This is a genomic window from Xanthomonas hortorum (genome assembly GCF_040279205.1).
Taxonomy (GTDB): Bacteria; Pseudomonadota; Gammaproteobacteria; order Xanthomonadales; family Xanthomonadaceae; genus Xanthomonas; species Xanthomonas hortorum_F.
Genome location: NZ_JBEOLS010000027.1, coordinates 46,856 through 61,418, shown reverse-complemented (window position 1 = coordinate 61,418; position 14,563 = coordinate 46,856). Strand labels below are relative to the sequence as shown.

Sequence of the window (14,563 nt, the reverse complement as noted above, 5' to 3'; positions counted from 1 at the left end):
AGTTGCCAAAGCGCTTGGGTAGGCCGCGCCATTTGCAGCCATGCTCGGCAACGTAAAGGATGGCGTTGACCACTTGCAGGTTGGTCATGCTGACATTGCCGCGCTGCGCCGGCAGGCAGTGTTCGATTAGAGAAAATTGTGCTGGCGTGATCTCCATGCACGATAGTTTAATCGCTCGGGCCATTAGTGTTAACAGGCCCTAATTTCCCGGTGCGCATCGCGTCCATGAAAGCGGCCAGATCGTCGATGCTGGTGTACAGCTCGACATGCCCGAGGGCGTAATCGGGCCAGGCAATCTCTGGTTGTTTCTGCAGCTTCCCGTCTTTGCCAAGGTAAACACTGACCACTCCCTCAGCCGGCAATCGTGAGCGCCCGAGAAAGGTGTGCGATAACTTCAAAGGAGCGATGATCCGCTCAGATACGATCCGCGAATACGGCTTGCGGTAATGCGCCTGGAGCAGCTGCGACAGCACCAGATAGTTGGTGTTGATGTAGCGCGTGTCGCTGCCGGGTGGAAAGAGCAACGGTTGCCTGCCCAGCGCCGCAAGGACGGCGTGCGCAGTTGCAGGAAACGATGCGTTGGCCTCCGGCGAGCCGCTCATCTGCTCCTGGGTGAAATACTCGGGCAATCCGGAGGTGTGATTGAGTAGCTGACGCACCGTGATCTTGTTCCAGCGCTGCGGCAACGCTGGCAGGTAGACCCGTGCAGGTCTATCCAGATCGATCCGGTCAGCTTCGACCAGCTGCATGATCAGCGTGCTGAGCAACAGCTTGCTTACCGAGAACACTGGAAAGATCGGCTCAAGCTTGACCGGCTGTTGGCTGTCGAGATCGGACAGCCCATCGCCACCGCGAAACAGCAGCTTGCCGTTGTGGGAGACGTACACAGCCTGCCCTACGATGCCGTAGCGCTGCCGATTGAGCTGCATCTGCCGTGTCACGTTGTCGCTCAATGCATCGGCCGCCGCGATCAACGGCAAACACAGCCACAGAAGGAGCACAGTCTGCAACAGACGTCCCATCGCCGTCGCTGCAGGTCGTAACTCACGATGACGATGGACCTCTTGATCCAGCGTGCGCCTGCCTTGGCGCTGCGTCGCATCCATGAGGCAGAAGGACTGCGGTAAACCGGTCTTAGAAGGCGTCACTGCCATTGGACTGCTCCCACTTGGAGAGCATCAGTCTAGAGGGTGTTGACAGGCACAGCACGATTGTTGGAACGGCTCATAAACCGTAGCGAGCCCCCGGCTGGTGGTGCGCAGTGGTTTTGTCAGCCGCATCTTGTTGGACGCAGTCGGAAGCCCAAGTCAAACACTGACCTGGTCCAGGCTGCGGTGCCCTGACCGCTCCACGCGGTTTGCTGATTGCTTTGAGAAGATCCACGCACACCGACTATGCACGCCGACCATCTCGACTGGCCCTTGTCCGCCCACCGTCGCGGGACCTTACGCGGCATGGATGCCGCGTAAGAGCTTACAAGGACGTACTTGCAGCGTGTCCTGCGATGGTGGGCGGGCAAGGGCCCTGCAGCCAAGCGCCAGATCAACAGTCAAAGCCAGGGTGAGTCGAGGGCGCGGTGTCCTCACCGCTCGCGGGACACGCCGTGAACCCATCCCTGGGGGCTCGATGGCGGCATCCATGCCGCCAACGGTCCCGCAATCGGCGAGGACACCGCACCAGAGAGTGAGTCGGTTGCTTTAAAAACATGCATACCGACCATCTCGACAGGTCCTTGCCCGCCCACCGTCGCGGGACCTTACGCGGCATGGATGCCGCGTAAGAGCTTACAGGGACGTACTTGCAGCGTGTCCCGCGATGGTGGGCGGGCAAGGGCCCTGCAGCCAACTCACAAATCATCCGCTCTGCAGTAGACCAGCGTGTAGTCGTTTTCTTAGCCGCTCGTAATACAGCTGCGCCCTTGTCAGCCGCGCCTAATGCCCACCAGCCGCCGCCGCACCGCCCGCACCTGCACCGAACGGCGGTTTGGCCAGCCACAGGAAGAAGATGATCGCCAGGAACGTCCAGCCGAGCAGATAGAAGATGTCGTTGAAGCCCATCTGCGAGGCCTGGTGGTTGATCATGTTGTTGAGCGAGGCTGCGCCGCGTTGCAGGTCGCCCTGCCCCATTGCGGTGACCTGCTCCTGCATGCCCGGCGTGTACACCGAAATGTGCTCGGTGATGTGCGCGTGGTGCACCTGGGTGCGACGTGCCCACAGATAGGTGGTCAACGATGCGGCAAAGCTGCCGCCCAAGGTGCGCAGGAAGGTGGCAAGGCCGGAACCTGCCGCGATCTCGCGCCCGTCCAGATCCGACAGCAGAATCTGCAGAACCGGCATGAAGAACAACGCCACACCCACGCCCATCACCAACTGCACGGTGGCCACGTGGTTGAAGTCCACCTGCAAATTGAAGTTGGAGCGCAAAAAGCTGGTGAACGACAGAAAGATGAAAGCAACGGTGGCAAGCATGCGCAGATCGAACCGCAGCGCGTATTTGCCCACGAATGGCGTCATCAGCACCGGCAGGATGCCGATCGGTGCAGTGGCAAGGCCAGCCCAGATCGCCGTGTAGCCCATGTCGCGCTGCAGCCATTGCGGGATCAGAAGACTCACACTGAAGAACGCCGCATACGCCACTACCATCGCCAGCGTGCCGGCACGGAAGTTGCGGTGCCGGAACAGCTTGAGATCGACGATGGGGTCCTTGTCGGTGAGCTCCCAGATCACGAACACCACCAGCGCCACCGCAGCGACGCAGGCCAGCACCACGATCTTGTCGGAAGAGAACCAATCCTCGTCGTTGCCCAGATCCAGCACCAGCTGCAGCGCGCCGACACCGACCACCAACAGGATCAGACCGATGTAATCCATGCGCGGCTTTTCAAGCTGCTCGGGGCGATGGCGCAACTGCGAGCCGACGATGCTGCTGGCGATGATGCCCAGCGGCACGTTGATCAGAAAGATCCATTCCCAACTGTAGTTGTCGGTGATCCAGCCACCCAGGATCGGACCGGCGATCGGTGCCACCACGGTGATCATCGCCAGCAAGGCGAGCGCCTGACCGCGTTTTTCGCGTGGATAGATCGACACCAGCAGACTCTGGGTGATCGGGTACATCGGCCCGGCAACAAACCCCTGCAGCGCACGCGACACCACCAGCATGCCCATGCTCTGGGCCAGCCCGCACAGCAACGAAGCAACGGTGAAGGCCAGTGTCGACCACACGAACAACTTGGTCTCGCCAAAACGCCGACTCAGCCAACCGGTCAGCGGCAAGGCGATCGCGGTACTGACCGCAAACGACGTGATGACCCAGGTGGCCTGCTGCGAACTGGCACCGAGATTGCCGGCGATGGTCGGCAACGACACGTTGGCGATGGTGGTGTCCAGCACCTGCATGAACGAGGCCATCGCCAGGCCCACGGTGCACAACGCCACGCTCGCCGGGCGAAAGCCGGCGGCAGGCGCAGGCGCCGAGGGGCCGCCGGGCGCGGTGGGAGCTTGCGAAGACATGCTGGCTTAGCCCGCCTTGGAAACAGCCTGCGCGGGCAGGTTGTCCTGGATGATGCGTTGGATATCCGCGTCGGCGGCCTGCAACTGCTGCGCATACACGTCGGTGGAAAACACCGCGCCATTGGCGAACTTGGTCGGCAACACGCTGCCCTGCTGATCGTGCAGATTGACCTCGACCTTCATCGACAAACCGATGCGCAGCGGGTTACCGGCCAGTTGCTTGGCATCCACCGCAATGCGCACCGGCACGCGCTGCACGATCTTGATCCAGTTGCCGCTGGCGTTTTGCGCCGGCAATAGCGAGAACGCGCTGCCGGTGCCCAGGCCCAGGCTTTCGATACGGCCGGTGTAGTTCACGCCACCGCCGTACAGATCCGAATGCAATTCCACCGGCTGGCCCAGACGCATGTGCTTGAGCTGTGTTTCCTTGAAGTTGGCTTCCACCCACACCTGCTCCAGCGGCACCACCGCCATCAGCACGCTACCGGGCTGCACACGCTGGCCGAGCTGCGCCGAACGACGCGCCACGTAACCGGACACCGGCGCAATCACACCGGTGCGCGCATGGTTGAGATAGGCCTGACGCAGCTGCGCGGCGGCCGTCTGCACGTCTGGCTGATTGGCCACCGCGCTGTCATCCACCAAGGCGCGATTACGTTCGAAGCTCTCGCGCGAACCGCTCACCGCCGCTTCGGCAGCAGCGAGTTCTTCGCGGGCGTGGGCCAGTTCTTCGTTGGAAATCGCGCCGCTGGCAGCAAGATCCTTGCGCCGTGCGAAGTCGGCACGCGCGCTGCGCAACGTGACCTCGCGCGAGGACAATTCGGCCTGCGCGCCTTCCACGCTGCGGTACAGACCGCGCACCTGACGCACGGTCTTGGCCAGGTTGGCTTCGGCCTGCTGCAACGCCACTGCGGTATCGGCCGGGTCCAGCTGCACCAGCAACTGGCCGCGCTCCACGCGCATGCCGTCTTCGGCGCCGATGCTGACCACCGTGCCGCCCACCATCGGGGTGATCTGCACCTGGTTGCCCTGCACGTATGCGTCGTCGGTCTCTTCGTGCCAGCGGCCGACCAGGAAGTACCACACCACAAGACCGATGATCGCCAGGATCACCACAATGGCCACGATGCGCAGCGCCGCACGGCGCTTGCTGGGCGCGGCTGGCGCAGGTTGGGAAGAAGTTGCAGTCGTCTGGCTCATCGTCGCTGTCTCAGGAATTCGGTTGTGCGGAAGTGGTCGCGGCGTGTGCGGTGTCGCGCGCAGGTTCCGGCGTGAATCCGCCGCCCAAGGCGCGCTGCAACCTCACCGAGGCCAACAGTTGTTGCGATTGCAGGCTGGCCATGCGCTGGCGTGCGAGCAGCAATTGCTCCTGCACGCTGAGCACTTCCAGATAGCTGCCAATGCCGGCGCGGTAGCGCTGTTGTGCGAGGTCGAAGGCGGCAGTGACGGTCTGCACGGCTTCGTCCTGCGAGCGTGCGCGCTGCTCCAGCGAACGCACCGCGTTGACCTGGTCGGCCACTTCACGCAGCGCATCGAGCACCTTCTGGTTGTAGTCGGCCACCGCCAGGTCGTACTGCGCATCGCTGCCGGCCAGATTGGCGCGCAGCTTGCCGCCATCGAAGATCGGCAAGCTCAAGGCCGGGGCGACCACGCCGAACAGCGATGCACTTTCCAGCAACTGGCCGACATCCCGGTTCACCAGCCCGCCCAACGCGGTGATGTTGAAGCTGGGATAGAAGCGCGTCTTGGCGACCGCAATGTTTTTATCTGCCGCTTCAACGCGCCAGCGCGCGGCGACCACATCGGGGCGATGACCCAACAACTCGGCCGGCAACGCACTTGGCAATTGCAGCGCGCCTGCGCTGCTCAAGCTGGGGCGCGCGATATCCCGCCCGCGGTCCGGGCCCTGCCCGACCAACGCGGCCAACGTCGTGCGCGCTTCGTCGATCTGCTGCTGCGCCGATTGCAGCTGCTGTTGCGCAGCCGGCACGCGCGCCTGCGACTGACGCACCTGCAGTTCACTATCGATGCCGGCGCCACGACGTTGCCGGGTGAGGTCCAGCGTTTTCTGCGCGCGCATCAGCTCATCGTTGGCCACATCGTGCAGACGCCACGCGTAATCGAGTTGGGCATAGGCTTCGGCGATCGCCGCCGACAGGTTCAAACGTGCCGCCTGCGCATCCACATCGGCTGCATGCGCCTGGTCCACTGCCGCTTCCCAGGCGGCGCGCTTGCCGCCCCACAGGTCCACGCCGTAGCGGAAATCCAACACTACCTGGCCGTTGCCGCCGAACTTGCCGCCGCGTTCGTCGCCCACCACCGATTCGGGCAACTGCACGCCGGCATAGCCACCGGACACCGACAGGCTCGGGCCGCGATCGGCCTGCGCGGTGCCGATGCGTGCCTGCGCCTGGCGCAAGCGCGCATCCGCCGCCGCCAGGCTGGGGCTGTGTTGCAGGCCTTCGGCAATCAACGCATTCAATTGCGGATCGCCCAAGGCGCGCCACCAATCGCTGGCCGGCCACGCCGCCGGGCTCAGGGTGGTTTGCGCCAGGGTGCGCTCGGCATGCAGCGCGCCCGGTTCCAGCACGGCGCCTTGCGGGGCCAGACCACGACTGCTGGCGCAGGCGGCCAATGCCAGCGTCAAGGCGGTGAGCACAAGCGGCCGCGCAAAGCGCGTTGAGCGCAGGCGCAACATCTGGATCGAGGAACTAGCAGCGTTCATGAGTTGAGTGCATCGCGGACACGGATGAGAAGAGAGGTGAGTTGTTCGCGCTCTGGCGTGGCCAGATCGCGCAGACCGTGCTCGATGGCGCGTTCGCCGCGCAGCTTCAGGCGCTCCCACAAGGCCACGCCCTGTTCGGTCATGACGATCTGCAGCGCGCGCCGGTCTTGCGCATGCGGCTCGCGCCGCACCGCGCCCAGCGCTTCGAGCTTGTCGAGCAGCCGGGTCACCGCGCTCGGGGTCTGGTCCAGCGCCAGCGCCAGTTCGTTGGCCGTACAGGGCGAGCGCACCGCCAGAATCTTCAAGCCGACGTAGTGGCTGAAACCGAAGTCGGGCAGTTCGCCCTTCATCTCGGCATCGAGCTGCCGCATCAGCGCGTCGCGCACCTGACGCAGCAACAAGCCGAACGACGGCGAGGTGGAGGAGAGATCGTTCATGGCCGGCCATTTTCTTCCGAAATATATATTTGTCAATGCAAATATATCGAAAGGGATTAAACCGCCTGCAAGGATCGCCACGATACGCGCGGGTCTGGCTGGCCTGGTAATACAATTGCGCCAATGACTATCGAAAACCCGCCAACGACGGTCGATGCCTTGCCGCCGGGCGTGCGCGCCAGCTTCGAGTGGGCCGATGGTCCGGAAGTGATCGCCTTCCTGGCCGATCTGCATGCGGTATGGGCACCGGAGACCGCCCCGCACGCGCATGTGCGCGGCCAGCTGATGTATGTGGAGCACGGCGTACTGACCGTGCATACCAAACAGGGCACCCTCTCATTGCCGCCAGGCTGCGCCGGCTGGATGCCGCCCGGCCAGCAGCACACCGTGGAGCTGGCCGGGCCGATGCGCGGCTGGGGCGTGGTGGTGCGGCCGGATGCCTGCGCCGCCTTGCCCGCGCAAGGCGGGGTGATCCGGCTGACCGGGCTGGCCCGCGAAGCGATCATGCGCGCCGCCAGTTGGCCGCTGGATCAGCCGCTGGATAGCGCCCAGCAACGGCTGGCCGCCGTGCTGCTGGACGAGCTGTGCCAGGTGCAGATCGACCACCTGCACCTGCCCATGCCAGCCGACCGCCGGCTGCTGCGTATCGCCCGCCAGCTGCTCGACACCCCCGCCGACCCTCGCCCGCTGGATGCCTGGGCCGATTGGGGCGGGTTGTCACCGCGCAGTCTGAGCCGGCACTTCCGCAGCGAGACCGGGCTGAGTTTCGCGCAGTGGCGGCAGCAGGCCAGGCTCGCCGAAGGCCTGCGGCGCTTGAGTCAGGGCAGCGCGGTGGCACAGGTCGCCGACCAGCTCGGCTACAGCAGCCCCAGCGCTTTCGTCAGCGTGTTCCACCGCCATTTCGGCGCCCCGCCCACGCGTTATCTGGCCGGTGGCCACGCGCGCGGCTTGGCATCCCCCGCCGCATCCGGATAATCGGCGCTCTTCGAGCTCGCGCCTGGCGCGCGGGCTCCTCTTTCGTAGGACCTGGCTTCGCAATGACCGATCTGACCCGCCCCACCTTCCATGGCTTCGAGCAGCTGCCGCTGCGCGAGTACGCCGAACGCGCCTATCTCGACTATTCGATGTACGTGGTGCTCGACCGCGCCCTGCCGTTTCTGGGTGACGGACTGAAGCCGGTGCAGCGACGCATCATCTTCGCGATGAGCGAGCTGGGCCTGAATGCCGCCGCCAAGCCGAAGAAATCCGCGCGCACCGTGGGCGATGTGATCGGTAAGTACCACCCGCACGGCGACAGCGCGTGCTACGAAGCGCTGGTGCTGATGGCGCAGCCGTTTTCGTACCGTTACCCGCTGATCGAAGGCCAGGGCAACTTCGGTTCAACCGACGATCCAAAGTCGTTCGCGGCGATGCGTTACACCGAATCCAAGCTGACCCCGATCGCCGAAGTGCTGCTGGGCGAAATCAGCCAGGGCACCACCGATTGGGCGGCCAACTTCGACGGCACCCTGGAAGAGCCGACCTGGTTGCCGGCACGCCTGCCGCACCTGCTGCTCAACGGCACCACCGGCATTGCGGTGGGCATGGCCACCGACGTGCCGCCGCACAACCTCAACGAGATCGTCAGCGCGCTGCTGCGCCTGCTCGACAACCCCGATGCCACGGTCGCCGAACTGTGCGAGCACGTGCTCGGCCCGGACTACCCGACCACCGCCGAAATCATCACCCCGGTGGCCGACCTGCGCGCCATCTACGAGACCGGCCATGGCAGCGTGCGCGCGCGCGCCACCTACAAGAAAGAACACGCGAACATTGTCATCGACGCGCTGCCGTACCAGGTGTCGCCGTCCAAGGTGATCGAGCAGATCGCCCAGCAGATGCGCGCCAAGAAGCTGCCGTGGCTGGAAGACATCCGCGACGAGTCCGACCACACCAGCCCGGTGCGGGTGGTGCTGGTGCCGCGCTCCAACCGCGTCGATGCCGAGCAGCTGATGGGCCACCTGTTCGTCACCACCGATCTTGAGCGCAGCTACCGCGTCAATCTCAACGTGATCGGGCTGGATGGCCGCCCGCAGGTCAAGAATCTGCGCCAGCTGCTGAGCGAGTGGCTGACTTTCCGCAGCGACACCGTCACCCGCCGGCTCAACCATCGCCTGCAGAAGGTCGAGCGCCGCCTGCACCTGTTGGAAGGTTTGTTGGTCGCCTTCCTCAATCTGGACGAAGTGATCCGCATCGTCCGCAGCGAGGACGAACCCAAGCCGGTGTTGATGGCCAAGTTCGCACTCAGCGAGGAACAGGCCGAATACATTCTGGAAACCAAGCTGCGCCAGCTGGCGCGCCTGGAAGAAATGAAGATCCGCGGCGAGCAGGAAGCCCTCGCCAAGGAACGCGCGCAGATCCTGGCCATTCTCGAAAGCAAGACCAAGTTGAAGAAGCTGATCAAGGACGAGCTGACCGCCGACGCCAAGAAGTTCGGCGACGCGCGTCGCTCGCCGCTGGTGCAGCGTGGCGCGGCGCAGGCGATCGACGAAACCGAAATGGTCGCCAGCGAACCGATGACCGTGGTGTTGTCGGAAAAGGGCTGGGTGCGCGCGGCCAAGGGCCACGAAGTGGATCCGGCCGGCATGTCCTACCGCGATGGCGACAGCTTGCTGGCCGCAGTGCGCAGCCGTAGCACCCATCAAGTGGCGTTCCTGGATTCGGAAGGCCGCGCCTACTCCACCGCAGTGCACACCCTTCCCTCGGCACGTGGCAATGGCGAGCCGTTGACCGGGCGTTTCTCGCCCGCTTCCGGCGCGTCGTTCCAGGTCATGGCTAGCGCGGACAACGCCACTCGCTTCGTGCTGGCCTCATCGCACGGCTATGGCTTCGTCACCCGCTTCGAGAACCTCACCGGCCGCAACAAGGCCGGCAAGGCGATGCTCAATCTGACCACCGGCGCGCAGGTGCTGACGCCGGCGCAGGTGACCAACCCGCAGAGCGATCGCATTGTCGCGGTCACCAGCGCCGGCAATCTGCTGGCGGTGGCGGCCAGCGATGTGCCCGAGCTGGACAAGGGCAAAGGCAACAAGATCATCGAGATCCCCAAGGCCAAGCTCGGCACCGAGCGCGTGGTGGCGGTGGTGGCGGTGGCACCGGGCAACACGCTGCTGGTACGCAGCGGCGCACGCACCATGAGCCTGTCGTTCAAGGATCTGGATACGTATGTGGGCGCGCGTGCGAGTCGCGGGGCGTTGTTGCCGCGCGGGTGGCAGAAAGTGGATGGACTGGAAGTGCAGTAAGGATGATTCACTCATCCGGCGCGCGGCGGCGCGTTCAACACTGTCAGCGCCTTGGTTTGAGGCGCGGCAGAAAGTGGACGGGCTGGAAGTGCAGTAACGGCGGTTCACTCCTCCGGCGCGCGGCGGCGCGTTCGATGCTGTCGTCGCGCCCTCGATTAGCTCGGCTTGGAACATCCAAACGACGCTGAAGCTCAAGCTCTGCGTCGCCTTGAGAGGTCATCGAACGGTGCGGATGCGTCGGTTGTAGAGCGGATGATCTGCGGCTTGGCTGCAGGGTCCTTGCCGGCCCACCATCGCGGGACACGCCGCAAGTACATCCATGTAGGCTCTTACGCGGCATCCATGCCGCGTAAGGTCCCGCGACGGTGAGCCGGCAAGGACCAGTCGAGAGGGTCGGTTTGCATGGTGCAAGCAGTGCACGTCGCGCGGCTGTCCGATGCGCTGCTTTCTGATCGGCTCCTTTCGATCTGCAATGGCACTGCCATCCCCGACGTCACTTCACTGGTCAACGACAACAAGACAACATCATGGATACAGATTTCTGGCTGCAGCGGTGGCGGGATGGTCAGACCGGCTTCCATCAGGACGAGGTGATGCCGCTGCTGCAAAAGCATTGGCCGGTGTTGCAGTTGCCGAAGGCTGCCCGCGTGCTGGTGCCGTTGTGCGGCAAGACACTGGATCTGCATTGGTTGGCCGCGCAAGGCCATCGCGTGCTGGGTGTGGAAGTATCGCCGTTGGCCGTCACGCAGTTCTTCGATGACGCAGGCCTGCGACCGCAGCGACACACCAGCAGCGCCGGCGAGCACTTTATTGCCGGCCCGATCGAAATCATCTGCGGCAATGCCTTTGCACTGGACGCAAGCGTGCTGGCCGATTGCAGCGCTGTCTATGACCGCGCTGCATTGATCGCCCTGCCCGCGGCGCTACGTCGATGCTATCTGGAGACCGTCTATGCGCGCCTACCCACAGGCTGCTGCGGTCTATTGATCACGCTGGAGTATCCGCAAGCCGAAAAAGCCGGCCCACCCTTCTCGGTGGATGCCACCGAGGTGCACGCATTGTTCGACGCGCAGTGGCAGGTGCAGGCGTTGGAACACCGCGACATCCTGGATCAGGAGCCGCGGTTCCGTGCCGATGGCGTTACCGCACTGTCGACCGGGGTGTATCGCCTGCAACGTAACTGACGATCGCGTTCGAACGCGCTGTCGCGCCCGAACGCTGCTGCCTTCGCATCAGTCGGCCGTTGCATGCTTCGCACAATGCGCAAGTCGCAAGCCAATCAAGACCGCGTGACCTTGCACCACGCGGTGGTTCCGCACACGCGCGCACTGCGCCAAGCAACACACCGCAGCAGACGGTCGGTAGATGACGCAGGCCGCGCAGCAATCGCGATGCACAGCGCGGCACTTGCCGACTGCGAACCTGTGCTGCGCCAGCTCTTCGGCTGCGCAGCGCCCAGTCGCCCGACTCAGCCGGCCACGTGACCCTTGTCGATCTTCGAGGTCTGGTACAACTCCAGGCCAATGCGCTTGATCAGGCCAAGTTGCTGCTCCAGCCACCAGGCGTGATCTTCTTCGGTGTCCTGCAGCTGCTTGAGCAGCATGTCGCGGCTGACGTAATCGCCATGCTCTTCACACAGCTTCATGCCGGCGGCGAGCGCAGCGCGCACTTCGTATTCCACGACCAGATCGCGCTCGAGCATCTCCACCACGGTCTTGCCGGGCGCAAACTCAGACGGCCGCATGTCCGGGTCGCCTTCCAGGAACAGGATGCGCCGCAGCAGCGCGTCGGCGTGCTCGGTCTCTTCCTGCATCTCGTGATTGATGCGCTCGTACAGCGCCATCAGGCCCTGATCTTCGTAACGGCGCGAATGCAGGAAATACTGGTCGCGTGCCGCCAGCTCGCCGCGCAGCAGCTGCTTGAGGTAATCGACGACTTCGGGATGGCCTTTCATGGTGTGCTCCAGCGACGCAATGCGCGCATGGTGCCCTAAGCCGCCGGGCAATGATCTAATCGGAATCACTTTCAGTTGCGTTGCCACCAGACCCGCCACCGTCATGACGGTGCGCCACACTTTGACCGAGCTCAAGGAATCGACAATGCGCAAATGGCTGGGCCGGCTGCTGCTGGCAATCGTGGTGTTGGTCGTGGCGGCCGTGTTGGCCGTGTATCTGTTGATGCGTGGCAGCCTGCCGCAGCTGGACGGCAATAGCGCACTGCACGGCCTGGCGGCGCCGGTCAGCGTGCAGCGCGACCGATTGGGCGTGGTCACCATCGATGCGGCCAGCCAGGTCGATGCCATGCGTGCGCTCGGTTATGTGCACGCGCAGGAGCGCTATTTCGAGATGGATCTGATGCGCCGCGCGCCGGCCGGCGAACTCTCCGAGCTGTTTGGCGCCGCGGCGCTGGACCTGGACAAGCGCAATCGCGTGCATCGGTTGCGCGCACGCGTGCATGCCAGCCTGGACATTGCTGCAGGCAGCCAGCGCGCAGCATTGCAGGCCTATACCGACGGCGTGAATGCGGGGCTGGCGGCCTTGCGCGTGCGTCCGTGGCCGTACCTGCTGCTGCGACAGACGCCGCGCGCATGGACGCTGGACGATTCCATCCTCACCGGCATGGCGATGTACGCCGACCTGCAGGACAACGACAACCAGACCGAACTGGCCATCGCACGCATCCGCGAGGTGGTGCCGCCCGCACTGGCGGCGCTGCTCGATCATCAGGGCTCCAGTTGGGATGCACCGCTGTTCGGGACGGCACTGGGCGATGCGGTACTTCCGGATGCGGCGACGCTGGATCTGCGCCGTTTGCCGCATCCAGCCGCTGCACCACGCGCCGAACAACCGACCCCGGGCAGCAACAACTTCGCCGTGGACGGCAGCCTCACCCGCGACGGCCGCGCCATCGTCGCCGACGACATGCACCTGGGCCTGCGTGCGCCCAACATCTGGTTCCGCGCGCGCTTGCGGTATCCGGATACCAGCGCGCCCGAGGGCAAGGTGGATGTCACCGGCTTCACCCTGCCCGGCCTGCCGGCGGTGGTGGTCGGCAGCAATGGGCACGTGGCCTGGGCGTTCACCAACAGCTATATCGACACGGCGGATTTCGCGCGGATTGCGCCAGCCACGCCCGGGCATCCGCAAGCGCTCACCACCCATGTCGAAACGATCCGTGTGGCAGGCGCTGCACCGGTAAGTTTTCCTGTCCGCGAGGCGATCTGGGGCCCGATCCTGCACGAGAATGCCGACGGCAGTTTGCTTGCACTGCGCTGGGCCGCGCAGCTTCCCGGCGCAATCCGCCTGGATTTCGCGCAGATGAGCAGTGCGGCGGATCTGCAGGCGGCCTTTGCGGTGGCGGATCGCTCGGGCATTCCCGCGCAAAATCTCGTACTGGCCGATCGCAGCGGGCGCATCGCCTGGCGGCTGATCGGCGCACGCCCGGCACGCAATGCGGGGTGCAGCCCGAGCGGTATTGCCGAACTTGCAACCTCGGCGCAGGAGTCGAACGAGGCAGTGCCTGCGGCTGCCGGCGCGGTCGCCTCCGAACCTGCGCCGACCGGCTGCGTGCCGTGGCCCGTGCGCAGCGACGATGCACCCGCCTTGATCGACCCACCCACGCACCGGCTCTGGACTGCCAACAGCCGCATCGTCGATGCGCAACAGCTGGCGACACTCGGCAATGCCGGCTACGACCTGGGCGCGCGCGCGCAGCAGATTCGCGACGACTTGTTCGCAAAACAGCGTTTCAACGAACTGGATCTGCTCGCCATCCAGCTCGACGATCGCGCCGTGCTGCTCACGCGGTGGTGGCAGTTGTTGCGCAGCGTGGTCGAACACAGCAAGGACCCGGCGCTGCAACAGATCGAAGTCGCCACGCGGCAGTGGGACGGGCATGCGTCCACCGGCTCGGTGAGCTATCGCATCGTGCGCGGTTTTCGCAGCATGACCATCGATGCGGTGGAAGCCGGACTGCTGGCACCGGCAAACGCTGCGCTTGGGGATGACTTCCTGCCGCCGCGTCGCGCGCAGTTGGAAGGCATCGTCTGGCCGTTGCTGCAGCAGCGCCCTGCACATTTGTTGCCGCCCACGTACACCAGTTGGGATCAGCTGCTTGCCGATGCTGCACGCAGTGCGCAGACGGATTTAGCTGCGCAGGACGGCCCCTTGAGCAAGCGTACCTGGGGCGAGCGCAATACCGCCGCCATCTGCCACCCGATCGCGCGTGCGTTGCCTGCCCTCGCCAAGCGCTGGCTGTGCATGCCGCCCGACCAACTGCCCGGCGATCGCGACATGCCGCGCGTGCAAGGCCCGGCCTTCGGCGCCTCCGAACGCATGGTGGTCTCGCCAGGCCACGAACGCGACGGCATCGTGCATATGCCCGGCGGCCAGAGCGGACATCCGCTGTCGCCGTTCTGGGGCGCAGGGCATGACGATTGGGTGCATGGCCGGCCGACCCCGTTTCTGCCGACGGCTACGCGTTACACGCTGCGATTGCAGCCGAATTAGGCGTGGTCGTGCTGTCTCGTCTGTCGACACAGGTTTCGACGGTGGATACGGGTTTCGACGAAAGCAAAACGCTTGGGTGAGCTGCGTTAGCCCCTCTCCT

Annotated in this window: 11 protein-coding genes; 4 read left to right on the top strand and 7 right to left on the bottom strand. The window is 64.7% G+C overall.

The window, feature by feature from the left end; genetic code table 11:
- The 6 genes from ABS769_RS12355 to ABS769_RS12330 all read right to left on the bottom strand — a co-directional run.
- On the bottom strand, positions 1–157 hold a 157-nt coding region (locus ABS769_RS12355; protein ID WP_233368074.1), incomplete at its 3' end, for a transposase.
- Positions 158–167: 10 nt separating this feature from the next.
- Positions 168–1,154, bottom strand: coding sequence for a serine hydrolase domain-containing protein (locus ABS769_RS12350; protein ID WP_317061910.1), 987 nt, complete (start codon positions 1,152–1,154; stop codon positions 168–170).
- A gap of 777 nt (positions 1,155–1,931) precedes the next feature.
- Complete coding sequence (locus tag ABS769_RS12345) at positions 1,932–3,512, bottom strand: DHA2 family efflux MFS transporter permease subunit (RefSeq protein WP_317061909.1); 1,581 nt, start codon at positions 3,510–3,512, stop codon at positions 1,932–1,934.
- Between the two features lie 6 nt (positions 3,513–3,518).
- Complete coding sequence (locus ABS769_RS12340) at positions 3,519–4,712, bottom strand: efflux RND transporter periplasmic adaptor subunit (protein ID WP_104550977.1); 1,194 nt, start codon at positions 4,710–4,712, stop codon at positions 3,519–3,521.
- Positions 4,713–4,722: 10 nt separating this feature from the next.
- Positions 4,723–6,210 carry an AdeC/AdeK/OprM family multidrug efflux complex outer membrane factor gene (locus ABS769_RS12335; protein ID WP_317061912.1) on the bottom strand — a complete coding sequence of 496 codons (1,488 nt, stop codon included), beginning with the start codon at positions 6,208–6,210 and terminating at the stop codon, positions 4,723–4,725.
- Positions 6,211–6,233: 23 nt separating this feature from the next.
- The gene (locus ABS769_RS12330) at positions 6,234–6,674 is read right to left on the bottom strand and encodes a MarR family winged helix-turn-helix transcriptional regulator (RefSeq protein ID WP_317061908.1); all 441 of its coding nucleotides are present in this window, start codon (positions 6,672–6,674) and stop codon (positions 6,234–6,236) included.
- A gap of 123 nt (positions 6,675–6,797) precedes the next feature.
- On the opposite strand from ABS769_RS12330, the gene ABS769_RS12325 reads away from it, so the two are divergent.
- The 3 genes from ABS769_RS12325 to ABS769_RS12315 all read left to right on the top strand — a co-directional run bounded on the left by ABS769_RS12325 (position 6,798) and on the right by ABS769_RS12315 (position 11,139).
- On the top strand, positions 6,798–7,649 hold the full coding sequence (locus ABS769_RS12325; protein WP_317061907.1) for an AraC family transcriptional regulator: 852 nt from the start codon (positions 6,798–6,800) through the stop codon (positions 7,647–7,649).
- A gap of 62 nt (positions 7,650–7,711) precedes the next feature.
- Complete coding sequence (parC, locus tag ABS769_RS12320; protein ID WP_317061906.1) at positions 7,712–9,955, top strand: DNA topoisomerase IV subunit A; 2,244 nt, start codon at positions 7,712–7,714, stop codon at positions 9,953–9,955.
- Between the two features lie 527 nt (positions 9,956–10,482).
- Entirely contained in the window at positions 10,483–11,139 is a 657-nt protein-coding gene (locus tag ABS769_RS12315) for a thiopurine S-methyltransferase (protein WP_317061904.1), read from the top strand.
- Between the two features lie 284 nt (positions 11,140–11,423).
- Here the strand turns inward: ABS769_RS12315 and bfr are convergent, their stop codons facing one another.
- Positions 11,424–11,909, bottom strand: coding sequence for a bacterioferritin (bfr, locus tag ABS769_RS12310; RefSeq protein ID WP_043889738.1), 486 nt, complete (start codon positions 11,907–11,909; stop codon positions 11,424–11,426).
- Positions 11,910–12,054: 145 nt separating this feature from the next.
- On the opposite strand from bfr, the gene ABS769_RS12305 reads away from it, so the two are divergent.
- Positions 12,055–14,463 (top strand): penicillin acylase family protein, encoded by a 2,409-nt coding sequence (locus ABS769_RS12305; protein ID WP_317061901.1) that lies wholly within the window; start codon positions 12,055–12,057, stop codon positions 14,461–14,463.
- The last annotated feature ends 100 nt before the right edge of the window (positions 14,464–14,563 follow it).